The sequence below is a fragment of the Gellertiella hungarica genome (assembly GCF_014197145.1).
GTDB lineage: Bacteria > Pseudomonadota > Alphaproteobacteria > Rhizobiales > Rhizobiaceae > Gellertiella > Gellertiella hungarica.
The window spans coordinates 522,746-549,080 of record NZ_JACIEZ010000002.1 but is presented as its reverse complement, the minus strand read 5'-3'; the positions used below and the strand labels follow the sequence as shown (position 1 = coordinate 549,080).

At 57.2% G+C, this 26,335-nt stretch carries 19 protein-coding genes; 14 read left to right on the top strand and 5 right to left on the bottom strand.

The window, feature by feature from the left end; genetic code table 11:
• Nucleotides 1-100: 100 nt before the first annotated feature.
• On the bottom strand, nt 101-229 hold the full coding sequence (locus GGR23_RS23415) for a hypothetical protein (protein ID WP_281375678.1): 129 nt from the start codon (nt 227-229) through the stop codon (nt 101-103).
• A gap of 294 nt (nt 230-523) precedes the next feature.
• Nucleotides 524-1,732, bottom strand: coding sequence for a hypothetical protein (locus GGR23_RS07150; protein ID WP_183365480.1), 1,209 nt, complete (start codon nt 1,730-1,732; stop codon nt 524-526).
• 1,095 nt (nt 1,733-2,827) lie between these two features.
• On the opposite strand from GGR23_RS07150, the gene brxF reads away from it, so the two are divergent.
• The 14 genes from brxF to GGR23_RS07080 all read left to right on the top strand — a co-directional run bounded on the left by brxF (nt 2,828) and on the right by GGR23_RS07080 (nt 22,723).
• Nucleotides 2,828-3,286 carry a BREX-3 system P-loop-containing protein BrxF gene (gene brxF / locus GGR23_RS07145; RefSeq protein WP_183365479.1) on the top strand — a complete coding sequence of 153 codons (459 nt, stop codon included), beginning with the start codon at nt 2,828-2,830 and terminating at the stop codon, nt 3,284-3,286.
• Nucleotides 3,287-3,300: 14 nt separating this feature from the next.
• Nucleotides 3,301-7,032: a DUF6079 family protein gene (locus GGR23_RS07140; RefSeq protein ID WP_246365011.1), complete on the top strand. Its 3,732-nt coding sequence runs from the start codon at nt 3,301-3,303 to the stop codon at nt 7,030-7,032.
• Between the two features lie 107 nt (nt 7,033-7,139).
• A complete protein-coding gene (locus GGR23_RS07135) occupies nt 7,140-7,856 on the top strand; it encodes a hypothetical protein (RefSeq protein WP_183365477.1) in 717 nt (238 codons plus the stop codon).
• A gap of 15 nt (nt 7,857-7,871) precedes the next feature.
• Complete coding sequence (locus tag GGR23_RS07130; protein ID WP_183365475.1) at nt 7,872-10,703, top strand: DNA methyltransferase; 2,832 nt, start codon at nt 7,872-7,874, stop codon at nt 10,701-10,703.
• Nucleotides 10,700-13,513 carry a helicase-related protein gene (locus tag GGR23_RS07125; protein ID WP_183365473.1) on the top strand — a complete coding sequence of 938 codons (2,814 nt, stop codon included), beginning with the start codon at nt 10,700-10,702 and terminating at the stop codon, nt 13,511-13,513. Before GGR23_RS07130 ends, GGR23_RS07125 begins: the two co-directional genes overlap by 4 nt.
• Entirely contained in the window at nt 13,510-15,504 is a 1,995-nt protein-coding gene (gene pglZ / locus GGR23_RS07120) for a BREX-3 system phosphatase PglZ (RefSeq protein WP_183365471.1), read from the top strand. The genes GGR23_RS07125 and pglZ overlap by 4 nt, the downstream gene beginning before the upstream one ends.
• The gene (locus GGR23_RS07115; protein ID WP_183365470.1) at nt 15,501-16,244 is read left to right on the top strand and encodes a hypothetical protein; all 744 of its coding nucleotides are present in this window, start codon (nt 15,501-15,503) and stop codon (nt 16,242-16,244) included. Before pglZ ends, GGR23_RS07115 begins: the two co-directional genes overlap by 4 nt.
• Nucleotides 16,245-16,579: 335 nt before the next feature.
• The gene (locus GGR23_RS07110) at nt 16,580-17,269 is read left to right on the top strand and encodes an IS110 family transposase (protein WP_246365008.1); all 690 of its coding nucleotides are present in this window, start codon (nt 16,580-16,582) and stop codon (nt 17,267-17,269) included.
• Between the two features lie 184 nt (nt 17,270-17,453).
• A complete protein-coding gene (gene groES, locus GGR23_RS07105) occupies nt 17,454-17,768 on the top strand; it encodes a co-chaperone GroES (protein ID WP_183365469.1) in 315 nt (104 codons plus the stop codon).
• Nucleotides 17,769-17,816: 48 nt separating this feature from the next.
• On the top strand, nt 17,817-19,442 hold the full coding sequence (gene groL / locus GGR23_RS07100) for a chaperonin GroEL (RefSeq protein ID WP_183365468.1): 1,626 nt from the start codon (nt 17,817-17,819) through the stop codon (nt 19,440-19,442).
• A gap of 701 nt (nt 19,443-20,143) precedes the next feature.
• Nucleotides 20,144-20,320 carry a hypothetical protein gene (locus GGR23_RS07095; protein WP_183365467.1) on the top strand — a complete coding sequence of 59 codons (177 nt, stop codon included), beginning with the start codon at nt 20,144-20,146 and terminating at the stop codon, nt 20,318-20,320.
• A 230-nt stretch (nt 20,321-20,550) separates the two neighbouring features.
• The gene (locus tag GGR23_RS07090; protein ID WP_183365466.1) at nt 20,551-21,426 is read left to right on the top strand and encodes a hypothetical protein; all 876 of its coding nucleotides are present in this window, start codon (nt 20,551-20,553) and stop codon (nt 21,424-21,426) included.
• 249 nt (nt 21,427-21,675) lie between these two features.
• A complete protein-coding gene (locus GGR23_RS07085) occupies nt 21,676-22,068 on the top strand; it encodes a hypothetical protein (protein WP_183365465.1) in 393 nt (130 codons plus the stop codon).
• A gap of 94 nt (nt 22,069-22,162) precedes the next feature.
• A complete protein-coding gene (locus tag GGR23_RS07080) occupies nt 22,163-22,723 on the top strand; it encodes a recombinase family protein (RefSeq protein WP_183365464.1) in 561 nt (186 codons plus the stop codon).
• Between the two features lie 82 nt (nt 22,724-22,805).
• On the opposite strand, the gene GGR23_RS07075 is transcribed toward GGR23_RS07080, so the two are convergent.
• The 3 genes from GGR23_RS07075 to GGR23_RS07065 all read right to left on the bottom strand — a co-directional run bounded on the left by GGR23_RS07075 (nt 22,806) and on the right by GGR23_RS07065 (nt 26,224).
• Nucleotides 22,806-23,933, bottom strand: a complete 1,128-nt coding sequence (locus GGR23_RS07075; RefSeq protein ID WP_183365463.1) for a hypothetical protein — start codon at nt 23,931-23,933, stop codon at nt 22,806-22,808.
• A complete protein-coding gene (locus tag GGR23_RS07070; protein ID WP_183365462.1) occupies nt 23,930-24,475 on the bottom strand; it encodes a DUF4365 domain-containing protein in 546 nt (181 codons plus the stop codon). Before GGR23_RS07070 ends, GGR23_RS07075 begins: the two co-directional genes overlap by 4 nt.
• Before the next feature lie 237 nt (nt 24,476-24,712).
• Complete coding sequence (locus tag GGR23_RS07065; protein WP_210296887.1) at nt 24,713-26,224, bottom strand: tyrosine-type recombinase/integrase; 1,512 nt, start codon at nt 26,222-26,224, stop codon at nt 24,713-24,715.
• Nucleotides 26,225-26,335: the final 111 nt, after the last annotated feature.

Below are 26,335 nucleotides of genomic sequence, written 5' to 3'. Positions count from 1 at the left end.
TGTGAAGTCGAGGCCGGCTGATCGAGGGACACGTGTATTCACTGGCCGCGGAGGGCGGCACGGAAGACAGCGTGGATCGCATGCAGGCTGGAGCCGGTCGTCAGTGGCTGATCGAGATGCAGCCGAAGAGCGAGACGTCGGCGGCGCGGCCGGCCGAGGCAACGGCGACGAAACCAGTGAAGGCACGGAGAGCTTCCCCAGAGGGGATGATGGGAGTAGTCATGGTCATAGCCCGATTCCTTTTGACGAAGGCTTGAGGGTCAGGCCTTGGTCGGTGTTACCAGCACCGGCCTTGGCCGCTTGTTCCAGCCAATCTGGAACGCCTGCATCCTGGCAGGACCCGAGGTCGGGCTCAAGGACCAAAATCGAAAGATTAGAACAAAGCCGGTACACAGTTAACGCCGGGCTCAGGAGCTCGATAGGACCCGAATGATCGGCCAGGCCGGCAAAAGCAAAAGGGGCCGCAAAGGCCCCAGTTGAGTTTGAATGTGATGCACGATCGAACTTAAGGCACACTCGCTAGCTAGCCGGCAGAAGCCGCATCGTCGGTTTCGGCGCTTCTCGCTTTCTTCCGCGACGAGATCTGTGTCACGACTGAGACCGATGGCGCAGTTTGCCTTGGCAAGGCCTCATCGAGCTCCGACTGTGTTTCGGTGCCTTCGGCTTCTGCTGGATTACCCCCAGCTTCGGCCTCGGCAAGTCCGATATCACCAATTGCCTCTCCCGTTTCCGACGCCGCCTTTTCGGGCTTGGTCGGAACACGGCGATCGCTGGAGGTGGGGAACGGGATGACAGTACGAGTGCGCTCATCTTCCGATGCTAGCAGTTGAAGATTCGAGCCAACGGCAGCAGCCGTCCATTCCGGGTTCTTGGCTCTGCTCGATGCCCACTCCAGAACCGGGATGGCATAGCGGGTCAGCCATTCAGGGAGCTCCTTAGCGTCCGGCCACCCTTCCAGCCCGCCGAGCAGCCTGAGCAGTTTATGAACCTGCCCCCAGCGCGACTCGCCAGTCAGGTCTTTGTTCCAGATGACCTCCGGCACTACGGGGTTTGGCTCAACCGACCACGCCAGACTTTCCAGCTCTTTACCCGCCAAGCGAGCTTTCTTGTAGACGATCCTGATGAGTTCGGCTTTCTTGATGCGCCCTCCGTCCAAAGCCGCTTTGAGCTCTTCGGCAAGCTCTCTGCAGTGCTCGATGAACGAACCCGTCGTACACGAAAGTTTGTAGGCGATTGCCACCCTCAGGCCTGCGAGCCCGCCTTGAGAGTGTGGATCCGACTTCTCGACGGCGGCGTCCTTGCCTTCATCCAGGATGGCGACGACATCCCGCACTTTGAGGTACCCCTGCTCTTTTGCAAGCTCCATGGCCCGCTCGATCTGCTCCGGTTCCGCAGGTGCGAGCTTGAACAGCACCGTGGCGTTGAGACCCAGTTCGATCGCCCGATCCCGGTACCGGCCGAGGTTTCGGGCCACGGCACGGTAGTTCCGCGCATGACGGGCTTCGATGTCACATCGGACCTTCGTCCAGACGCTCATCTCCTTCTCAGGAAGAAGCTCGGCGACCTTCTCGAACAGCTCTCCACGCTGAAAAACCGTTTTGGTGGTCAGCTGGTCGACCGCCTGTAGCTCGCCGGCGATTTTCTCGAGTTGAAGCTGGGTGGGCTTCGCCAGATCCATCTTCACGTACAAGTCGCTTACCGTCGCCTTCAAAGTCTTGAGAATGCTACTCACGTCACGCTCCTAATTGTTGACAATATCGTGAGCACTTTTCAGCAGCTCACACAACAATGGTCCGCGATATTCCAAATCTTGTCAAACGGCTCAATTGTCAACAATTTGAATTCCAAGCGCAATTTCCGAAATTTCCTCAAATTTAAACAGTATCTCTGTCTTATACTTGCATTTATATTTACGTTTTAACCGTTTTATACATTCGTAAAAAAATTTCCACACACATTCTGCACTCAAGTGACATCGCGCATTTCGACCTTGCCGGGACGGCGAAATCACGGGCATTTCATAAACTCTTAAACGCTTACGCTGTGGGAAAGGAAACTTGCCCAGAGCTTTATGCAGAGCCTCCCTGCCGCGGATAGCTGTCGTCGCACCGTTCACCGTCAGTGAGCGTTGGAGCTTTCGTCAACGGTGTACTGGATGTTCGATCGTGAATTGATTTGCGTCAGTGACGACTGCAAACTGTTTGTTGCAGGTGGTAGCGTTCCTGATACCGTCGCACGGCTTATGATTTGGGGCGAAGCCTGCTTGTGCGGGCACGCCCTCACAAGCGGCCACATGAGTTCAGGCACCATCATTAAGAGAAGGTATTTCAAGTGGTGAGGATCCGGAAATAATTTCCGACTATGCCTACATCCATGACACTTGTACGGCCGCATCCACCAAACGAAAAACGGCGGTAATAGACCCCTCATTCGGAATGGAACGTCTCTACGATTAACGTTTCCTCCGGATGTGCCGCCGGCACTTTGTCCATCCGGTTGCATGCACTTGAGTATCAGTCATAGAAGAGAGCGAACCGACAGTCATGCCGGACTCGCTCGCGAGCTCCTCTTCGCTCCCCGTCATCGACGACGTCCATCAGGAAGATGATCCGGCGTCCTCTGTGGATCTTGAGGACCAGCCAAATTTAGATCTCACTACAGTCGCCGAAGCAGCAGCCGCCAACCTCACCCTTGCGTAGCCTTTTTTTCTCCCAGTTGGCTGATACGCTTGTCAAATAAGCCTCATCAGAAATACACAAACGGACGGACAGTAACAATTTTTCAAATGAGTCAGGCGATGTCCGGTGAGTGGAGCCTAGGAGCGCAGATGATCGGGAACCTGAATCAACTTGTCGATGATATTTCTGGCGTGAATAGCAAGCTGATCCTATTGGTCGGTCCCCCGCGGTCAGGGAAAAGCAATATGGTTCGTCAGTTGGCCGAGCTGCGGCAGGCGAGGGTCTTGAGCGTTGGCGCAGTTCTTGGCCGTGAAATGCTTAAGGTGCCGGGCACCCGTAGACACCTGCAGGCCGCTCATTTACTGAAGGAGCTTGCCGATGGATTTGCCAGCAACGGTCTCTTGCTCTTGGATAACATTGAACTCCTTTTCGATCGAACACTTCAACTCAACCCGCTTGATTTAATGAAGCGGCTTGCTCACGCACATCGCGTGGTTGCAGCGTGGCCAGGAGAGCTGCAGGCAGGACGGCTTTCCTATGCCACGACAGGACATCCAGAACATCAGGACTACGGCATCGACGGCCTGGTCCCGTTCAAAATTCATTGAAGGGGGAACTCGGGATGCCGATGCATTATGGCGATCTCATTCAGTTTGAACCGATCGAGTCGGTCATTCAGCTTCTGGACGCCAATCGTCCGGATGAGGCCAAGAAGCTTGTTTCGACCTACGTCATTTCCGACGACATGGCCGAGCGGATCGCCAAGCAAATGATCCCCCAGCTCTCGTTCGACGAGGCTGTAGACCATAAGGGCGTGCTGGTTGTCGGCAACTATGGGACCGGTAAGTCGCACTTGATGTCGGTGCTATCGCTGGTCGCCGAAGACTCCGCATATGTCCCTATGATCCGTCATCCCAAGGTGGCCGAGGCCGCAAGTGTCATTGCCGGAAAATTCAAGGTTCACCGGATCGAGATTTCTAGCCAGATGTCCCTGCGGGACATCATCACGCAACAGCTTGAGGTATTCCTCGACAAGCACGGCGTCAGCTATTCCTTCCCGCCAGCCGACAAGGTCATCAATAACAAGGCCGCCTTCGAAGAGATGATGGCGGCGTTCGCCGAGGTCCACCCCAACCACGGCGTCCTGCTGGTAGTCGACGAGTTTCTCGAATACCTGCGATCCCGCAAGGATCACGACCTGGTCCTTGACCTGTCGTTCCTGCGAGAGATCGGCGAGGTCACAAAGCACCTCCGCTTCCGGTTTGTCGCCGGCGTTCAGGAAGCGATCTTCGACAGCAGCCGCTTCCAGCATGTCGCCGACAGCCTTCGTCGTGTGAAGGATCGCTTCACGCAGATCCTGCTCGCCCGCCAGGACGTCAGTTTCGTCGTGGCCGAACGCCTCTTGAAGAAGACGGCGGATCAGCAGAACAAGATCCGCGCTTACCTGACGCCGTTCGCCAAATTCTATGGCTCGATGAACGAACGCATGGACGAGTACGTCCGGCTGTTCCCGGTGCACCCTGATTACATCGGGACCTTCGAGCGGCTGGTGTTCACCGAGAAGCGCGGGGCGCTGGTGACACTCCGGGATCAGATCCAGGCTATTCTCAGCGAAGAGGTGCCCGACGATCGGCCGGGACTGATCGGCTACGACAAGTTCTGGGAAACGGTCACGTCGAACTCCGTGCTGCGCGCGGATCCGAACATCGGGCCAGTGCTTAAGGTATCCGAAGTCCTGTCCGAGCGCGTAAGGAAGGCTTTCACCCGCCCGGCATATAGGCCGATGGCGATCCGCATCATCGACGGACTTTCGGTTCATCGCCTGACGACGGGCGGCGACATTTATGTTCCCGTGGGACCGACGGCCGAGGAGCTCCGCGACACGCTGTGCCTGTTTCAGCCGGGCATCGAAGACATGGGCGGAGAGCCGGAGGCCGACCTTCTTTCCCTCGTCCAGACAGTCCTGCGGGAGACGCTGAAGACCGTCAACGGCCAGTTCATCTCGAAAGCGCCGGACACCGAACAATACTACCTCGATCTGAAGAAGGACGTCGATTACGACGCCCAGATCGAGAAACGGGCTGAAGCCCTGTCCGATGATGCGCTCGACCGCGCGTACTACAGCGCGATCCGCCAGCTGATGGAGCGGACTGACGAGACCACCTACGTCACCGGCCATTCGATCTGGCAATATCAGATCGAATGGCAGGATAACCGCGTCGAGCGCAGCGGGTATCTCTTCTTCGGCGCCCCGAACGACCGGCCGACGGCGCAGCCCGAGCGGGATTTCTATATCTATTTCATTCAGCCGTTCGAGCCGCCACGGTTTCGTGACGACCACAAGGCCGACGAGGTCTTCTTCCGGCTCAAAGGGCTCGATGAGGCGATCAAGCGTCATCTCTCCTTCTATGCCGCAGCTCAGGATCTCGCGTCCACGGCCAGTGGCGGCGCGAAGTCCATCTACCTCGACAAGGCCAAAGACGCCCTGCGCGACATGAGCAAGTGGCTGCAGGAAAAGCAGATGACAGCCTACGAGGTCACCTATCAGGGCAAGAGCAAGACCCTACAGGAGTGGACCAAAGGCGTCTCGTTGCGCGATAAGGCGCGTCTTGGCCCGGACGAGCGGATCAACTTCCGCGACGTTGTCAACATCATCTCCGGTCTCGCGCTTAACAATCAGTTTGCCGAGGTAGCGCCCGAATACCCGAGGTTCTCCGCACTCGTCACTGAAGCGAACCGGAAGCAGCTTGTCGGCAACGCCCTGCGCGCACTCGCAGGCGGAAACCGGACCAAGGACGCCGTGGTCATCCTCGACGGCCTGGAGATGCTGGACGGCGATCGCATCGACCCCACACGGTCTCGCTACGCGCAGGACGTCTTGGCTCGGCTGAAGGCGAAAGGCCATGGCCAGGTGCTGAACCGCGGCGAGCTGGTCAGCGGAGATGCCGATGTCGAGTATTTCGCGCCGATCAAGTTCCGCCTGGAGCCCGATCTGCTGGTCACCGTTCTGGGCGGGCTGGTCTATGCCGGCGACATCGTCTTGGCGATCACCGGCGACAAGATTGATTCCGGCAAGATCACGCTCCTGGCTGAAAGGCCGCTCGACGAGCTGAAGCAGTTCAAGCACGTTGAGGCGCCGAAGGAGATCAACGTCGCCGTCCTCCGCTCACTGTTCGAGATGTTGGGCTTGCCGCCCGGGCTCGCTCAGCAGGCAACACAGGGCTCGGACGAGCCAGTCAAGCTGCTCCAGGAGGAGGTCGGGAAGCTGACGCGGCGCGTGCTCAGCGCCGCCACGGACATGTCTGGTCGGCTGAGCTTCTGGGGTCAGCCGTTGCTGCGGGAAGAAGAGATCCGGGACTGGCGCACCAAGCTTGATGCGCTCAAAGCCTTTTCGGAGAGCCTGGCCCCCTACAACACAGTCGGGAAGCTCAAGAACCTTCGCATCGGCTCTGACGATATCGCGGCCCAGAAAAAGAACCTCGAGGTTCTGCAGGCTGTCGAGGGGATGCTGGAGCTGGTCGCCGACCTCGGCACCACGGCCAGCTATCTGTCGCAAGCCGAGATGGTTCTGTCGGCAGACCATGCCTGGGTGCGACAGGCGCAAGATGCGCGCAAGCAGGTCCTCGACAAGCTCGCGGCAGATCGGACTGCGCAGCATGCGGCCGAGTACCGGCAGACGCTGGCCAAGCTGAAGAAGGATTACATCACGGCCTATGTCGGGCTGCACAGCAAGGCGCGCCTTGGGGTCACGGAAGAGAAGACGAAATCGGCGCTGCGCAAGGACCCGCGGCTGATCGCCATGCGGGCGCTGGCTGGCATCTCCTTGATGCCGACCAGCCAGTTAACGAGTTTCGAGGAGAAGCTGGACAAGCTGAAGAGCTGTGCATCGCTTGTCGAGTCTGAGCTTTCGGCAAACCCTGTCTGCCCGCATTGCGGCTTCCGGCCGGCGAACGAGCAAGGGGACATGCTTCCTGCGACCAATGTCCTGAAGCAGCTCGATGATGAGCTGGATCGCCTTCTTGACGGCTGGGTGCAGACGCTGGTTGATAACCTCGAAGATCCGATCATTCAGTCGAATTTCGAATTGTTGAAGCAGTCGTCTCGAAAGATCGTCCTTGGCTTCGCGGAAACGAAGACCCTTCCCGAGTTCATCACGCCTGAATTTGTCGCAGCTGTTCAGGAAGCGTTGTCTGGGCTGGAAAAGATCAATGTCAGCAATGCGGACATCAGACAGGCACTCTTGCAAGGCGGTTCACCGGCTACACCCGAGGACCTCCGAAAGAGATTCGAGTCTTTCCTGAACGACCGCTGCAAAGGCAAGGACACCGGAAAGCTCAGATTTGTGATCGAGTGAACACCGGGTGTTCTTGAGCAATATCTGTCTCGTCAATCGCCGCTTAATCAGTAACACGATCCCATAGCGCGAGACGCGAGATTGGCTTCTTCCGAAGGAAACACGTGATGTCGCAGACGACACCCAACTATCCTTACGCGACGGGAACGGCCGAAGCGCCAATTATTGATATGTTGGTAGAAAAGTACGGCACGAAAGCATTGACCTCGCCCATCGTGCTATCCGGACCGTCTGGAGACACACTGGCATATTACTATGAACGAAATGCGCAAAATCAGATCAATTCAAAAGACGACATTAGGCCTGCAAGCCAATCCGGCATACAAACCTTCTTTGTCGACTACATGTCGAATCCACGTTCCGCAACGCCACCGGCTAAGCTCTTCAATCCTTTTTTGTCGGCTTCATTTGACAACAGCTATGACTTTATTTTGCAGCAAGACACTTACTCAACAGTCGATCTGGACTACGTTTGGTTTACCGGAACAGCCTTCAAAGGTTTTGAGCTGACGACGTTCTGGGTACCGTTTTCTACCGAAGCGGAAGCTAGGCGGCTAGTTTCAATGATTAATCGCAGGCCATCGTGGGCTGGTCCCAACGGAGCGCATGCAATGATAAAAATAGCACTCGCTGCCATGGACTTAAATGTAGAATATTATTTTGTCTGCGCGAATACAGTCGGTCGCGTAGGTAGCGCGCTGAATACGAAAGGCAACGTACTATTTTTTCCGTTGACAAGTAATTCGGTCGCCGCCTTAGCGAATGGCCGAGTGCCAGCCGATGCCACGTTCTGCACCTATCAGCAATTTCTATCGCGGCTGTAGGAGGAGGTCCACGACATGAGCGAAAATCGAACATTAAACTTCGACGAACCGGTAGCATCCGGCCCGGTCGACTGCCTCGGACAGCACTTCCCTAGCGACGCGGCTCGACACGAGCAATTCCTGAGGATTTTGGCCGAGAAACTCAAGGCTCCAGAGTATCGCGAGCAGCCTGGCTTTCCGGCAGGGACGGACGAGGCCATTCTCGCCATGTCTAACCCGCCATACTACACCGCTTGCCCGAATCCTTGGCTAGGGGACTTCGTCGCTCAATACAGCGATGCCAGTGATCCAACAAATTCGTATAGCAGAAAGCCATTTATTGCTGATGTAAGCGAAGGAAAGATGGATCCTATTTACAATGCGCACAGCTACCACACCAAGGTGCCGCATAAGGCAATTATGCGTTACATACTGCATTACACAGAACCCGGCGACGTCGTTTACGATCCATTTTGTGGAACTGGGATGACAGGAGTTGCTGCTCAACTATGCGGCGATAAAAAGGTCGTTGAGTCACTCGGATATAGGGTCGACAAAGATGGAGTCATTTATAATAGGGGCGAGGGCTCGGACGAACAAAAATGGCTACCATTTTCGCGGATTGGACGCAGACACGCCATTCTTAACGATCTCTCTCCGGCGGCATCATTCATCGCAGCCAACTACAATACTCCCATAGACGTCCGCGAATTCGAAGAAGAAGCCAAAGCCGCTCTTCAAGCAGTGGAGGACGAATTCGGGTGGATGTATCAAACCGTGCATCAAGCAAGCGAGAGCGCGTTGTCTGAAGCCATCGAGGCCATGCGAGTAAGCGGCCACGTTCGGCTTCCAGCGTCAGCGACGATAGGTCGAATCCATTATACTGTATGGTCCGACGTTTTTACCTGCCCTCATTGTGCTGGTGACATCGTTTTTTGGGAGGCTGCCGCGAACAAGAGCACAGGAAAAGTCAGCGACACGTTTTGTTGCTCTCACTGCAGCGCAGAGTTGACGAAGCGCAATGTCGAGAAAAAGCTAACGCAACTTCGTGATGACGCAATTGATCAGGACATTAAGCAGATCAAACAAGTTCCGGTACTTATTAGCTACTCAGTGGGTAGGCAGCGTTTTGAGAAAAGGCCCGACGCGTTCGACTTGGCGCTGATCGCGCATATCAATGAGATGAAAATTCCTTATTGGTTTCCCCAAGATCGGATGATCGAGGGACGCGAAACAAGGAGGAACGATCCTGTCGGACTCACTCATGTTCATCATTTTTATACAAAACGGAACCTTGCGTATCTCGCCGCTTTAAAATCGCGGTGCCACTCAATGCAGACGCGGCTATGGTTCAATGCCCAGTTGGTCAATGTAAGCAAGTTGAATCGCTATCGACCTGAAGTCTCATTCCCGTACAACCCTCTTAGCGGAACATTTTACGTTGGCTCTCTCGTATCCGAGGCAAATGTGCATACAGCTTATGAGAACAAGCTCAATAGGCTGATTGCTGCATTTTCGCAAGTCAGGCATCAAAACATCGTAACAACGGGTTCCGCCGCCAGTCAGCAGCCGGTGGTCGCGGACTATATATTTACTGATCCGCCGTTTGGCGCAAACATAGATTACTCTGAGCTAAGTTTTCTTTGGGAGGCGTGGCTTGGGGTGAAAACGAATAACCAAGAGGAGGCGATTGTCAGCAAGGCGCAGGAAAAGGGGCTAGACGAATATCGCCGATTGATGACCGAATCTTTTAAGCGCGCCTTCGAAACGCTGAAGCCCGGACGGTGGATGACTGTCGAGTTTTCAAACACCCAAGCTTCAGTATGGAACGCAATACAAACGGCTCTGCAGCAAGCCGGGTTTGTAGTTGCTAACGTATCAGCACTCGATAAACAGCAGGGAAGCTTCAAAGCTGTTACGACGAAAACTGCTGTTAAGCAGGATTTGGTCATTTCTGCCTACAAGCCTAATGGTGGGCTTGAACAGCGCTTTGCGGAGTGTGGGGCCACGGCGGAGTCGGTGTGGGACTTCGTTCAGACGCACTTGAAGCAGCTTCCGGTAATTAAGCTGAAGAGCGGCCGGTTAGAATATGTTGCAGAACGAGACGCGCGTATCTTGTTTGATCGTATGGTTGCTTGGTTTGTTGGTCACAGTGCGCCGGTACCGTTTTCTAGCCAAGAGTTTCAGGACGGGCTACGCAGCCGTTTCCCAGAGCGGGACGGAATGTTTTTCTTGCCCGAACAAGCAGCGGAGTACGATAAGAAGCGCGCTTTAACCTCAGAAGCGCCGCAGATGGAGTTATTCGTTTCGGATGAACGCAGCGCCATCGACTGGATATCTGAGTTCTTGAGAAGGCGGCCATCAACATACCAAGAAATCCACCCTGAGTTCATCGCGCAGCTGGGTGCGGGATGGAAGAAGCACGAGGAACGACCAGAGCTCTCGGCGCTGCTCGCCGACAACTTCCTGCGCTACGATGGCAACGGCGACGTTCCGAGCCAGATCCACAGCTATCTGTCCACCAACTTCAAGGATCTGCGTGGTCTGGAGAAGGATGACCCAAGGCTGAAGGCCAAGGCGAAGGACCGCTGGTACGCGCCCGACCCGAGCAAGGCGAAGGATCTGGAGCAGAAACGCGAGCGAGCGCTGCTGAAGGAGTTCGAGAGCTACAAGTCTGCGCCTGGCCGAAAGCTTAAGGAGTTCCGGCTCGAGGTCCTGCGCGCCGGCTTCAAAACCGCGTGGGCCGCTAAGGACTACAAGACCATCATCGGCATCGCCCAAAAGATCCCCGAGGAGGCGCTGCAGGAGGATGAGAAGCTGCTGCTCTGGTACGACCAGGCGCTCACCCGCATGGAGGCCAATGCGTGACCCATGCGGACGGCGGACATGGCATCGGCGCGTGGTGCTGGCATGAGAGGCATGCCGCACCCTGCCGTGTCGTTGATCGGGAGGAGATCTGGGGCGAGACCGCCTATCGGGTCTGGCTGCCCGGTAAGGACGCTGTCGTCCGCGCCCGTGCGCGCGATCTGAGTCCGCTCGACGCGGTCCAGCCGACGGTCGATCAGATCCTCCACACCGCCGCGGCGGCGAAGCTGCTGGATGCGCTGGAGGACAACCTCCTGCTGGCGCCGATCCAGTCGAGCGTCGTGCCGCTGCCACACCAGCTCTACGCGCTCAACCGCGCCATGAGCCGGGACCGCATCCGATATCTGCTCGCGGACGAGGTGGGGCTCGGCAAGACGATCGAAGCGGGGCTAATCCTGCGCGAGCTCAAGCTGCGCGGCATGGCGAAGCGGATTCTCGTCGTGGCGCCGAAGGGGCTGGTACGACAATGGCAGGCCGAGATGCGGCTGCATTTCGGCGAGAACTTCCAGTTTATCGAACCCGCCGAACTTTCGGCCTTCCGCCAATGGCGAAGCGACGAGGAAAACCTTTGGCGGCTGCATGATCAGGTGATCTGCTCGCTCGACTCGGTGAAGCCGCTCGAAGGCCGCCGCGGCTGGAGCCTTGAGCAGCTCAGCACCTACAACCGGGAGCGTTTCGAGGATCTGATTTCGGCATCCTGGGATCTGGTCATCATCGACGAAGCCCATCGCATGGGTGGCAGCACGGATCAGGTCGCTCGTTACAAGCTGGGTGCCGCTCTAGCGGAGGCGGCACCTTACCTGCTTCTGCTGTCCGCAACCCCGCACCAGGGCAAAACGGACCAGTTCCATCGGCTGATGCAGCTGCTCGACCGGGACTCCTTCCCGGACGAGAGCAGCGTTTCCAGCGAGCGGGTGCGCCCCTTCGTCGTGCGCACGGAGAAGCGCGTCGCGATCGATGCCGAGGGCAAGCCGCTCTTCAAACCGCGCATGACCCGCCTCCATCCGGTGGCATGGCAGGACCGCCACGCGAGCCAGCAGAAGCTCTACGAGGCTGTCACCGACTATGTCCGACACGGCTACAACCAGGCCATGGCCGCGAAGCAGCGGCATATCGGATTCCTGATGATCCTGATGCAACGGCTCGTGACATCCAGCACTGCCGCCATTCGGGCGACCCTCGAAAAACGCCAAGCCTTGCTGGACCAGCCGCAGCTTCAGCCATCCCTCTTCGAAACGGCGGACGTTGACGAATGGGCCGAGCTGGACGGGCAGACCCAGGTGGATCTCGCCATCCAGACCAAGGGGTGGGAGATGGAAAAGGCCGAGGTCGAAACGCTGCTCGACCTGGCCCGCGCCACGGAGGCACAGGGGACGGACGCCAAGGCTGAGGCGCTCTTGGAACTGATCTACAAGCTTCAGCAGGAGGAGAATGATCCTGAGCTGAAGGTGTTGGTCTTCACCGAGTTCGTGCCCACGCAGGCGATGCTTGCGGATTTCCTCGAAAGCCGCGGCTTTTCGGTCGCCACATTGAACGGGAGCATGGATCTCGAAGCGCGCAGCCGCGCCCAGAAGGCATTCGCGCAATCGGTGCGCGTCCTCATCTCAACCGATGCCGGCGGCGAGGGTTTGAACCTCCAATTCTGCCACGTCATCGTGAACTTCGACATGCCATGGAACCCGATGCGGGTCGAACAGCGCATCGGCCGCGTCGACCGTATCGGGCAGCCGCACGTCGTGCGCGCAATCAACTTCGTCCTGGAGGACACGGTCGAGCATCGCGTGCGCGAGGTACTGGAGACGAAGCTCGCGGTCATCGCCGAAGAGTTCGGCGTGGATAAGGCCGCCGACGTGATGGACTCGGTCGAAGCAGAGCCGCTGTTCGATGAGCTCTTCGTTCAAGGGCTTCAAAACCCAGACGCCATCGAAAGCGAATGCGACGCGGTTGTGTCGCAGCTTCGGTCGACCATCGCCGAAGGCCGCAAGAGCAGCGAGCTCTTGTCCGATGGGCACAAGCTTGATGCGGACGATGCCCGCAAATGGAGAGACCACCCGGCACAGTTCTGGCTGGAGCGGGCGATCACAACCGGACTGCCCGCGCGGGGCGGAGACGCCGTCAAGGAAGCCGATTTTTGGCGGGTGCGTTGGGTGGATGGCAGCGAGTCGACCAAGGTCTGCTTCGACGCGAGGACGGCCGAGGAGCGGCCCGATGTCGAATGGGTGACCCTTGAAGATCCTCGCGCTCGGGCAGTGATCAGCGATCTGCCGCGCTGCGTTTCGGGTCAACCGCTTCCTATCGTCCGGATTGCCGGCCTTCCGGAGAGCGTTCGGGGCGTATGGTCGCTGTGGGAGATCAGCCTGTCCGCCGATGATTTCAGCCGACGGCGCTTCCTGTCCGTTTTCGTAAATGATGAAGGGCGAACCTTCCTGCCGACAGCGAAGCGGATCTGGGATCTTCTTCTGACGGAACGGGTCGAGAGTGTCGGAGCCGTTGCCGCCGCAGATGCAAACGGCTGCTTTGAGCGCTCAAAGAACGCTGCTCTCACCCAAGGCGAACGCATCTTTGCGGACATGGTGGAGGAGCACAGGGCCCGCATCCAGGAAGAGCGCGAACGTGCCAAGTACGCCTACGATGCGCGGCATCAGGCCATAGGCCGGATCGGGCTCCAGACGGTCCGCGACTACCGTCGCAAGCGTCTGCGTACGGACCATGAGGCTCGAATGGCGCAGCTGGATGCCGCCGAGGCATACACGCCCGATCTGAACGCCGTTCTCCTGTTGCGTGTCGGCCAACCGGGAATGGCTGCATCATGAGCACCTGGACCGATCGCATCCTGCAAGAGTTTCCTGCCGATCTTTCCCGCTTCTGGATCGCCTGCGACCCGGATGATCTCCTGTTGGATGAGCGCATCTTGCACGGTCTTCGGGAACGGGGTTTCGAAGTGCTGCCCTTCGAGGACCCTGTCGCCTTTAGAACAGAGTATGAAGAGCGCTACCGGGCGGCTTGGGATCGCGGCGACGAAGGAACGTCGAAGGCGCTCGTCCTTCAACTGCGTGGGACTGATCTGAACACGCTGCCATGGGACTATGTCCGCATGGGACGCAAGGTCAGCCTGAGCCTGGCCGACCTGTTTCCGAGGTTGAGCTATGGCGTAATCCGGCAAATGGACTCGGAGCACCACGAAGCCCTCTTTCTGGCGCACAACAAGCACGCCACTCAGCCGCTCGGGGAAGGCGCCACCAAAGACTTCATCCTGACCCACATCTTCCGCATCAGCCCTTACCTGCTGAGCAGGCCCGAGGATTTCTGGCGAGAGGTCTTGCGTCTCCATTACCGCGGTGCAGGGCTGCCGGATCTGCTGGCGAGGCACGTTGCGGCAATCTTGAAGGACACGTCTCTCGGCGATCTGCCCATAGCGGAGCTGCTGGCGTCAAAGAGCTACATGGTGCGCACCGTGCAGGATGCCTGGGGCCGCTTCTTGTCGCAGTATGGGGTTCACAGCGAACGCACTTCGAACGACTTGGTAGAGGTATCGCCGGAGGTTTCATTACCGTTTGAGCATCCCGACGTCAGGGTCATCGTCGACACGATGTTCCTCGAAGGGGCTCTTCAGCCTGTCGGGGCGCATGACTCTCCGACTGACTTGCCAGGGTGGGTCAAGGTAGGGCTGGTTGAGGATCCAGTTGCGCTCGGCAACCTTGTATCCGAAGGTGTAAGGAGAGTCGCCGCCGACCTTCCTGATGCCAACGCGACGCATCGCGACTGGATCGAACTGGCCCGCCGGCTCGGCGAACTAATCTCGCGCTTCAATAGTCTCAGCACAGAGATCGCCGAGCCGATCAAGGAGCATATCTGCAAGCTGCAGCGCGACGCTGACGAGCGGCTGAGGGGCTGGCTAGTTCAGCATTACGCGGATCTACCCTCCCTCCCAGCAGCGAAAGGGCCAGTGATGGTTCATCACGTGCCGCGGTACCTGGCGCTGCGCCGAAGTGCCGGCGAGGAACGGGTTGCTCTCCTTGTGTTCGACGGCTTGGCTCTGGATCAGTGGTTCCAAATCCGAGAGTACTTGGCGGCTCGTCTACCTGGCTTTTCAGCGGAAGAAGGTGGGTGCTTCGCTTGGCTGCCCACTCTCACTTCCGTCTCACGACAAGCTCTTTTTTCAGGTCTAAAGCCCCGCGAGTTCTCGAACTCGATCGAAAGCACAACCCAGGAGCCGTCTCTATGGGCCCGTTTCTGGCAGGAGAACGGCCTTCGAAAGCCAGAGATCGTTTATCAGAAAGGCCTGAAGCGAACGGAGCAAATGGCTGAGCTAGAGGATGCCATCGCCAGGCCGGCAACAAGGGTCGCCGGCATAGTCGTCGATATGGTCGATGAAATCGTTCACGGGGCGATGCTAGGAAAGCGAGGTATCGCCGGACAAATCAATGCCTGGTGCGAAACTGGTTTCGTCGAGAAGCTGTTCTTGCTCCTCGCAGAGCAAGGGTATCAAATTTACCTCACTGCTGACCACGGCAACGTCGACGCGGAGGGCATTGGCCGTCTCAGCCAAGGTGTCGTGTCAGAGCTGAGAGGCGAAAGGGTCCGGACCTATCGCAGTGAAACTCTGGCAGCATCTGTGCCGTCGGAAATCGATGCGTTTAGGTTTGATAGTCCTGGACTACCGCCAGACTTCTTGCCGGTATACGCCGACACGCGGGGAGCATTCGTTCCAATAGGAGACCAAATCGTCGCGCACGGGGGGATCTCCGTTGAGGAGCTCATCGTTCCCTTCATTAAGATAAACATAAAAAGACCAGCATCATGAACTCCTCGTCGCCGCAAATAGGTTTCGACCGCTTCATCCAGCTGGACTGGGCTTTGCTGGCACTCCGCATCCGGGCTGGTAGGGGCACTCTGGATGAGCTCGACGCGGTGTTGGCGTCTTCGCACTCCGGACCAGCAGCCAAGAAAAAGACTAGGACGGTACTCAACCGCCTTTGGCTGGAGCCCCGTGCTGACCTTGTCGACTTTGCCGACCGCGGAGTTGAAATCTTCTGCGATGCGCCCGAGACCACAGTGCCGGCACTGATATGGGGTATGGCGCTCGCTACATACCCTTTCTTCGGAAAGGTGGCGGAGATTGTTGGTCGACTCACAACGCTTCAAGGTGAATGCACATCGGCAGAGGTTCACCGGCGCATGGCCGAAATCTTTGGCGAACGAGAAGGCACTCGTCGGATGACAAACATGGTGCTGCAGTCGCAGGCCAATTGGGGTGCCATCGAACGCACAGACAAAGGCAAGCGGATCGCACGCAAGGAGGCGATGGATCTGAAAGGATCAGCAGTGGCTGCTTGGCTCGCCGAAGCATGCCTTCTGTATAGTGGACGTGCGCTGCCTGTTATGAGTATAGAGTCGAGTCCCACTATCTATCCGTTTATTCTAGGCGGCTCTACGGCTTACCTCCTCTCTAGATCCAGCAGATTTGAAATGCGGATGGACAGTGCCGGTGTTCAGGTCGTGGGCCTAGAAAGCCAACAGAGTAATACAGCGCTTCGTACATGACTTAAGCCACTTCATTCTAAAGCGCGGCCATAAATTTCCTAAATCCTATTATGTAGTGAGTAATCGACTCTAATGCACCTTGACCTGCCACTGATCTTTCATCCGGCGGCGATTAGAGCTTGGGTGGTTGTTGAACCGCCCCGACTTTCTGGACCAGCGGAGGTTGGAGTTTTCCGGCTTCATTCAGGGAGGCGGGCTGGTTTCGCTTCCCGGATTTATCAGCGAGATCGGGACCTTGTTTCCGATCGCGCCATGTGGCCGAACCTCATTGTAGATCCTATGCAAGCTCGCCGCGGAGCTTGATAATCTGCCTCCGCTTTCCAAGGAGGATGATCATGAGCGCCGAACGTGTCAACGATTGTTATGTCGCCCTTGAACTCAGCCAACGCACATGGCTGATCGGCTATCTTCTGCCCGGCTCGGATAAAGTTCAGACTACGGCAGTTGCTGGCGGTGACGCCGAATCTCTTCTGTCGGAGCTCAGAAGGATTGAAAGCCTGGCAGGAATTCGGTCGCCTGCAGAATGCACCATGGTGTTGATGCGGGTCTGCTTCGAGGCCGGTTATGACGGCTTCTGGCTTGCCCGGTATCTTATCGATCGCGGCATCGATACCACAATCCTGGACCCATCCAGCTTTCTGGTTTCGCGACGAGGCCGACGTGTGAAGACAGATCGCATCGATGTCGAAGCGATGGTGTTCACGCTGAAGGCGTATTTGCTTGGCGACAGGTCAGTTTGTCGACCGGTTCGGCTGCCCTCGGTCGCGGAAGAAGACGCGAAACGTCTTGCCCGAGAGCGCACTCAATTAAAGAAGGAGCGCACGCGGCACGTCAATCGTATCCGCGCATTGCTTATTCTCCATGGTATCCGCTCTGTTCCTGGTCTTTGGGGAGGGCGCTGGAAGGAGGCACTTTCGAACATCCGGACCGGCGATGGCAGGGAATTGGGGCGATTCAGTCGAAGGCACCGAGGTCCAGGCTTGCTGTTGGTTTTTAGTCTGCAGTCTTCCTTTCTTGTGTTCTAAAAGCGGACCTTGAAAAACCTCTATCTCCACTGAAGAAAATTTTACTGCCCGCTCTTGAACAGGGAAAATCGAGCAACCAGATCGTTGGTCGCCGGATGCTTGAAAAGGTCCGGTCCCGCCCCGGAACGGTCGTCCGGACCGGGATGGAGGGGTATCAACTGTTGTGTTTGTCCAGGAGGAAAACATGAAGTTCCGACCATTGCATGATCGTATCGTCGTCCGCCGCGTCACGTCCGAAGAAAAGACGAAGGGCGGCATCATCATTCCCGACACTGCCAAGGAAAAGCCGCAGGAAGGCGAGGTCATCGCCGTCGGCCCCGGCGCGCGCAACGAGCAGGGCCAGGTCGTGGCGCTCGACGTCAAGGTCGGCGATCGCGTGCTGTTCGGCAAATGGTCAGGCACCGAGATCAAGATCGACGGCGAGGAGCTGCTGATCATGAAGGAAGCCGACATCATGGGCATCATCGAAGCCCAGGCCGAACAGAAGAAGGCCGCCTGAGCGGTTTCTGCATCCAGTCATCAAAGCTGCCTAAAGAAGGAGTGAATCATGGCTGCCAAGGAAGTCAAATTCCATTCCGATGCACGCGAGAAGATGCTGCGTGGCGTCGATATCCTCGCCAATGCCGTCAAGGTCACGCTCGGCCCCAAGGGCCGCAACGTCGTGATCGACAAGTCTTTCGGCGCACCGCGCATCACCAAGGACGGCGTTTCGGTCGCCAAGGAGATCGAGCTTGAGGACAAGTTCGAGAACATGGGCGCCCAGATGGTGCGCGAGGTTGCCTCCAAGACCAATGATCTGGCCGGTGATGGTACCACCACCGCGACCGTGCTCGCCCAGGCCATCGTCCGCGAAGGTGCAAAGGCCGTCGCCTCCGGCATGAACCCGATGGACCTGAAGCGCGGCATCGATCTTGCCGTCGATGCCGTCGTCGCCGAGCTCAAATCCAATGCTCGCAAGATCTCCAACAATTCTGAAATCGCTCAGGTCGGCACCATTTCCGCCAATGGCGACACCGAGATCGGACGCTATCTTGCGGAAGCCATGGAGAAGGTGGGCAATGACGGGGTGATCACCGTCGAGGAAGCCAAGACTGCCGATACCGAGCTTGAGGTGGTCGAGGGCATGCAGTTCGATCGCGGCTATCTCTCGCCCTACTTCATCACCAACCAGGACAAGATGCGCGTCGAGCTCGAGGATCCTTACATCCTGATCCACGAGAAGAAGCTCTCCAACCTGCAGGCCATGCTTCCGGTTCTGGAAGCCGTCGTGCAGTCCGGCAAGCCGCTCGTCATCATCGCCGAAGACGTGGAAGGCGAAGCGCTGGCGACCCTCGTCGTCAACAAGCTGCGCGGCGGGCTCAAGGTCGCTGCCGTGAAGGCTCCGGGCTTCGGTGATCGCCGCAAGGCCATGCTAGAAGACATCGCCATCCTGTCGGGCGGCACCGTCGTTTCCGAAGACCTCGGCATCAAGCTTGAGAACGTCACCCTCAACATGCTCGGCCGGGCCAAGAAGGTGTCCATCGAGAAGGAGAACACGACGGTCATCAATGGTGCCGGCTCCAAGGCTGAGATCGATGGCCGCATTGCCCAGATCAAGGCGCAGATCGAGGAAACCACCTCGGATTACGACCGTGAGAAGCTGCAGGAACGTCTTGCCAAGCTCGCCGGTGGCGTTGCCGTGATCCGCGTCGGCGGTGCGACCGAAGTCGAGGTCAAGGAGAAGAAGGACCGGGTGGACGATGCACTGCATGCCACCCGCGCTGCAGTGGAAGAAGGTATCCTTCCCGGTGGCGGCGTGGCGCTGCTGCGTGCTGCCAAGGCGCTTGACGGCCTCAAGGCCGCCAATGACGATCAGCGCGTCGGGATCGACATCATCCGCCGTGCCATCGAGGCACCCGTCCGCCAGATCGCGGAGAACGCCGGCAAGGAAGGCTCGATCATCGTCGGCAAACTCCGCGAGAAGAGCGAGTTCGCGTACGGCTGGAACGCTCAAACCGGCGAATATGGTGATCTGTTCGCGCAAGGCGTGATCGACCCGGTGAAAGTAGTGCGTACAGCGCTTCAGGATGCAGCCTCCGTCGCCGGCCTTCTGGTGACCACCGAAGCGATGATCGCCGAAAAGCCGAAAAAGGAAGCGGCACCGGCCATGCCCGCGGGCGGCATGGATTTCTGAGTTGCCACCTCGGCCCGCCCTTCCCTCGGGGGCGGGCCATCCTCGAACAAGCAGATGACTCATCAGCTCGCTGGGAACGAGCCTTGAAAGGGACGTCCGCTTTGAAGGTGCCTTGTTCGTGATGCTTATATCTGGCTTGGAGGCGCAAAACTGCCAGGCAGCTTTATGGCTGCGCCTGCGCAACTGTTAGGGCCGAAAGCGGAAATTATTTCCGCTGACCCCGCCGGTTGACTGATGCCCAAAGCCAGGGCACAAGTGTGGCATCCACGGTCGCTCGCGATGGGAAAACAGAGGAAATCTAAAGGCTGCTTCCATTAAGCCTCTGAAATCATGTGAGAATCCAGGTTCCCCAGCCAATCTTTTTTGCCTCAGCAAATTCAATGACTTATGGCCCAGCGCGTACCTCAGATGGTACCCCGGTATGTACCTCTGACGCCTCTCCTAGCCGTCTCTCTCAAGAGATCGACCGACCGTGAGTGGCACTGTCGCCAAACGCTCCCGGCCGGAACTGAGGCAACACAAGCTGCTCCCAGCAAAAGCACCTGATCCACCCACGACTGCAACTGTCCCACGCGTGGGTTAAATACATGTTTTTGTTGACATAAATCTGATTTTCATTTCTTCTTCGCCTGACCTTCGAAGGACATCACGCCCCTCTGTGGGCCTTATTTGCAACGGGCACAAAGCCCGAAGGAGAAGTCATGCGCTGGAATATCGATGTTTTGGGTTTGAAGCTGTTGGTCGAGGTCGTCGGGACTCACTGGGCCTATGTCAGCACGAACTGGTTCGAGGCCTTTTGGTCGAGACATGAGCGGTTCGAGGGGAAGAATGGCGAGGTCCGACACTGGTGTTTCGACAGGAAAGGCATTGCAGCCTGAGGGCAAGGGCCGATTGCCACCCCTATGGGGAAGAGGCACGAATGCCCCTCACATAGGGAGAGAGAAGGCCGGTCTTTATGACCACTCGACACTTGAGAGTTGGCCTCTGTCCCGCTCACGTTTCCATTGTCAGCTTAGCCCCGTGGTCCTGCGACTGCGGGGTTTCTTTTTGGTCGGTGGTGGAGACGACAACAACAAAACGAACATCATGACAATCAATGGAAACAACGATGACGACCAAGGAACACAATGCGCCCTCATTGGAGGGTTTCGGAACATTACCGGCTGATTTGCCGTGGCGAGATCCTGCCGACATACTGAAGGTGTTGGGGGAGGTGAAAGCTACGGGGCGCGACGATCCCGCCAAGCCAGACAGGATCAACCCTAATGACCTGCTCCACATCGAAGCCCTGTTTCAGGCACGGGGAGCGGGGGAGATCGATAACAGACACGTTGAGAGCCTGCTCTACACCCTGACCACTGGGGACGATCTGAGACCCATCTCTGTTTGGAGATGCGGTGGCTCGATCATCCTCCTTGATGGCCATCATCGCGTGAAGGCCTACAAGCTGTATCGGAGGCGAACCGGGAAGCCGGTGACGATCCCCGTCAGTTGGTTTGAAGGCACACCTCAAGACGCACTAGCTTTCGCCACTGGTTCTCACCTCGACATCAAGCTTCCCCTCACATCGGCACAGAGAAGCAACCACGCATGGATGCTGGTCTGCCTTGGGATCTACTCCAAACAACAGGAGAACAAGCTTACGGGGCTCCCTACTAGCACCATCGGCAACATGCGGAAGGTGAGGAAGGAGTTGTTGAAGGCGGATCAAACGCTGCCTTCGGCTTGGAATGCGGCTCTGTCGTTGGCCAAGGGCCGAACATGCAAGATGGATTTAGATTGGGAGGATGTCGTGGAGCAGAAGGCGAAGGAATACGCTGACAGAATACAACGGGCCGTTGGCCCCCAGTTTTTCAAGAACACGGAGATCATGGCGGCTACCATTGAGAAGCTTTGCCCGGGCAGGGTCGAGGACATCATACGGCTGCTGTCTGAAGGCGATCTGGATGGCTTTACCGACGACGAGGAAGAAGCCGACTTCTGAAGCCAAGGGTGTACATTTCTAGAGGTGTACATCTTGTACACCCTGCCGCCTGACCGGCACCTCTTGCCACCCTTGCCGGTCACCCTTCGTGGCCTCTTGTCGGGTTCCCTCTGCCGCCTTCTTCGAGGTCGAGCCTGACGAGGGGTCACGAATATCTGCAGCAAATTTTCGAGACCCCAATCATAGAAAGAGTTGTGGCCACTTCCCCCCTCTGGGGGTGGTTGGTCATGGCGTCTAAGAAGGAACACCATGGATCATAGCACCACCATCGATCTCCGCTGGGGTGATGACTACGAGGCCAAGACCGACGACCATTGGGGCCAGCACCACCGGCCCCAGAAGATCCACCAACAGTCGGACGACGAGGCAGCACGTAAGACCAAGCTGGAGAAGAGACAGGCAGCGTATCAGGCGAAGCAGAAGCGCAAGCTGGAGCGCATCAAGGAGCGTTACAGGACCGACCCTGTCTTTCGAGCCAAGAGGTTGGAGGTCAGCCGTGAGGCGAACAAGAGGCGCTACCACAGTGCCCCTGAATATCGGCAGCGGGTACTTGAACGGGGCCGCACGGCCAAGAGGCGCTGTAGCACCCCAGAAGGCACACCAGTGCCAATAGACCACGCCCTAGTGATTCCCTCGGAGTGACGTCATCGATAGTGCCACATGAATGGTTATTGACTTTTGGAACTCATAGTGCCACAAGATCTAAAACTCATCTGGCACTTTCGGAGCTTCACCCATGCCCTCTACCATCATCGGCTATGCCCGCACCTCCACCCTCGATCAGACCTATGGCCTTGCTGCCCAGCTTCGCGATCTTGAGGCTGCCGGCTGTGAGAAGGTGTTTCAGGAACAGGTCTCCTCAGTCGACAAGAACCGGCCAGAACTGGAGCGGGCCTTGGAGTATGCCCGAGAGGGAGACGTGTTCGTGGTCACCAAGCTGGACCGCCTTGCCCGTTCCATGCCCGATCTGGTCAGGATCAGGGACACGCTTCAAGCCAAGGGCGTGACGCTGAAAATCCTGGCCCTCGGGATCGACACCTCGACGCCCACCGGCAAGCTGATGATGAACCTGCTGGGGTCCATTGCCGAGTTCGAACGGGACATCATGCTGGAGCGGCAGCGGGAAGGCATTGCCAAGGCCAAGGAAGAGGGCAAGTACAAGGGCCGCGCACCAACAGCCCAGCGCAAGGCAGAGGATGTCAGGCGACTGAAGGCCGAAGGAAAGACTGCGGAAGAGATTGTCGCGGTACTCGGCATCAGCCGTTCGAGCGTGTTCAGGATGCTGCGAGCGAGATAGTCGGCATCACGTCTGTCGCGAGGCGATAATGTGTTTTCGAAAAATCAAACTCGGTCGCGGCTGAACGCTACAGCGTCTTACCTCAGGCGGTCAGAAGCTCGAAACTCTTCGCCTCAGTTAGCGCCCGAGGCTGCCTACCTTGTCTCAATATCCCCGTGACACGAACATATGCACCGGCTGACATATGAGCCTTGTCGGCCTTGAGATAGTCATCAGCGCTCAAAACGGTTCGAGCACGGACTATCTCTCCTTCGGGTAGCAGGAGCGCCAAGACGACTGCCCCCGACCTTCTTCCGTCTTCGCCCATCTCGCCTTCTAGACGTTCGACCGTACCAATAAAGGAGTCAATCTCGTCCCTGTCCTGAGCCTTCAGCTCCCGTCTCACATCCTCCACCCGAGAAAAATAGTCCCGCTGAAAGCGAAGCCTTGGAAGATTATGCGACTTTGGAGCTTCGCGCAGAGATGACCATTCAAAGCCTATGTCCAAAGAGTTGTCGACCTGCTCATCATGCATACCTAGAAGCGCGTCACACAAGTTGGAAGAAATGAGTGGCACATCCGAGGCCTTCAAGTCATCCACCAAGGCCTCCAATGCGTCCCCCTCTATGGCGGTAACCAGTTCCCCAAGCGCTTTCTGAAGGGACAGAGTCACTTTTCGCACGAATGGTGCGTCATCAGCGTCGAACTCAATCCTGCTTTGCGCATCCATTGAGTTAACAGGGCAAGAAACGCTGAGAATAAAACTTCCCTCTTCTGTTTGGTTGAAGCGAGATTTTTCAACGAACTGATTGGCCTCCGTGAGATTCAGCCGGGGATGATTGGTGCGGGGAATTACGACGGTGCAAGCTGAAGCCTTAAGCAGTTTTTCAGTGCTGGCTACAAGCGTTGAAGCGTAGGACAGAGGAAGAGAACGGTCATCACCATCAAAGAACACGCGAAAACGCAGCACGTCATCACGCACCGTCGATAACCGAGACCACAGGGCCTGTATTTTTGTGGAGGTGATGTCAGCAAATTTCTCAAGAATGTGGCCCAGCGTCTCTTCGTAGTCCGCTGTGATATCCATCGGGAACACGAGCTGACGGCGAGGATACAGAGCGCTGGACATCGCATAATAGCGATGCTGCAGAGCTTCCTTATGCAGAGACCAGCCTTGCGCTTTCAAAAAGTCGCGCAGATCCATTGGGGTGATTACAGGTCTATCGCTCAAGGTTCGCTTCCCTTGTAGGATGGCAGTTCAAATCTCGACAGGGAACTCATAAGCTCGGTCAGCCCAGCGGGGTCAAATTTTTGCATCTGCGGTATGTAAACCGTCTGCGCAGTCGCATTAGATGAGGGGTCTGCTCCACGCAAACTGACCCAGTAAGCGCAATTTCTTAGCATCAATGCATCAGTTGAGTGAGAAACCCACTCCTCAGGCCTTGAGGGCAGAAAAAGCACAACCAGTATCCGTGGAGTAGCAACCTCCGTCGACCGCAAATCATCATAACGTGGTATGCCAGCCAAGCTATAAGAAAAGCAGCTCCCCGCTAATGTGGGCGGCTTCACAGTAGCCTTGAGCTGAACCTTTAAATCCACCTCTTGCAGGAGGCCACCCTTAAACGGTCCCCAAGCTGTGATCTTTGCATCGACGCCTGCTGCATCATCATGCCTACCAGCAACCTCACACCCCATACCGGCGCTGGCCGCCACCGCATGGATGTAGGCATAGCTCAGTTCTGATTCGATGTTCTGGGAGGTGAGCGGACGCATAGACAATCCCGTTGAGAAACCCGATGCTAAGCGAAAATAATTAATCGATTTCTTTCCCTAATCCATCCACAAACCGTGCGTTCCTGCGCAATTGTCCCATGTTCAGGCCGATGCGTATGCCAAACTAATTCAGAGAAGTGAATCTTTTGAGGCCTCTGCATTTAGATTGATGTCCGGACATCGGAGCTGGACGCGGAAGGGACCGCTGTCATCGCAAGATACATGGCTGGAACGGCGTCATTCAGTGAGAGCCGACGGCAGCTTCACCGCCTCAACGCATTCAATCATCTGCTCGATGGTAAGCCCTCCAAGGTACACGTTAGCTGCGACGCTCTGCGGCTTGTGCCCGACCACGATCTGAACCACCAGTTCAGGCTGGCCCGCTTGAAGCGCCTTCGTGATGAACCATCGGCGGAACGAGTGGAAGTTGACGCGATCTCTGCGCTTGCCCTCCACCGGATCAACGATGCCCGAGGCCCTGCGGTAGTAGGTGAAGGCTTTGACCGCCGGCATGGACCGTTCCTGCGGCTTGTCAGCGGCCACGGGAGGACATTCGGGGAATAGATCATCATCGGGCTGCTTGCCCTTCACAAGCCGCTCCATGGTCGATTTCAAGGCGCTATGGATCGGAACCAGACGGGACGCCTTCTCCCGTTTCTGCGGCTTGAAGCGAATGTTTCCGTCCTCGGTGATGTCCTTGCGCTTGAGGCTGATGATCGCGTCGATGCGGGCACCTGTCAGGGCACCGATCAACATCACGTCCTTGAGATAGGGTTGATTGGGTTGGCCGCTGAACAGCTTAAGCATCTCGTCGTCAGTGAACGGTCGTTCCTTCTCGTCCTCCTTCGGCTGGACCTTGGGCAGCGATTGGCGTGACCAAGGAGAGCTATCAAGCTCGACATAGCCACGCTTCTCCAGCCAGAACCAGAACTGTGAAAGGCAGGACAGATATTTGTTGATGGTGCGGTTGGTCAGTGGCCTGTCTGGGTTGGCCGCGAGGTCACCGATGAACTGGCCAGCCCTCTTGCGGGTAATGGCCTCAATGACGAAGGGCACACGCTTGTCCTTGCACCAGTCTTCCAGCGCGTTGATCGCCCTGCCGCTGTCGCTCTTGGTACGCGGCGACCACTTCACCTGTGCATGGAAGAGATCCAGCGGCTCACGAACGGGCGTTTCCTTGCCGAGGGCAACGCGGAGAAACTGGCCAGCCTTCTTCTCGCTGTGCGGGTCGAACACCGGACTGTCCGTCTCCTCATCAACCCCGATCTCAGGCCCCCTGATCCGTTCTGCCACCTGAAAGATGCCTTCTTTCTCCAACTCGAAATCGTCGGTGCCTTCGTGTTGGGACTGGAGATTGCTTCGAAGATCAAGGGCCAGACTGGTAAGCTCCCGGTCGGACATGGAAGGCGCGGCGGCGATCCCCACGACTGTGGCCTTCGGCAGCCTTCCTTCCCGGGCGGCTTGTATCATCGCGAGGAACTCGGCCACGACGGCATGTTTCTTCCGTTCCGCTTCGGCTTGGCTATGCGTCTCAAGGGAACGCTTCAGGCGGGTCTTGCCGATGGCTTTGACGAGTTCTCGGGGGACCGGAACCGACACCCTCCAGCCACCGTTGTTCATCCTCTCAAGGTAGGTCGGCGCACGACTGCGAGACAAAGTATGTACCTCAAAATGCCCTGTTGAATGTACCCTACCTTTATGAAATCGCTGAATGTTTTTCAAGATCAAACGCTTATCTGCGTACCCCATGAGGGTCCAGGTTCCCCAGCCACTTCTCCCAAATTCCTGTTATTCTTGAGTTTTCCAGCCGCGCCGGATCCTGTTTTGGCATCATTGGCGACCTGATGCCCAGAACTGTAG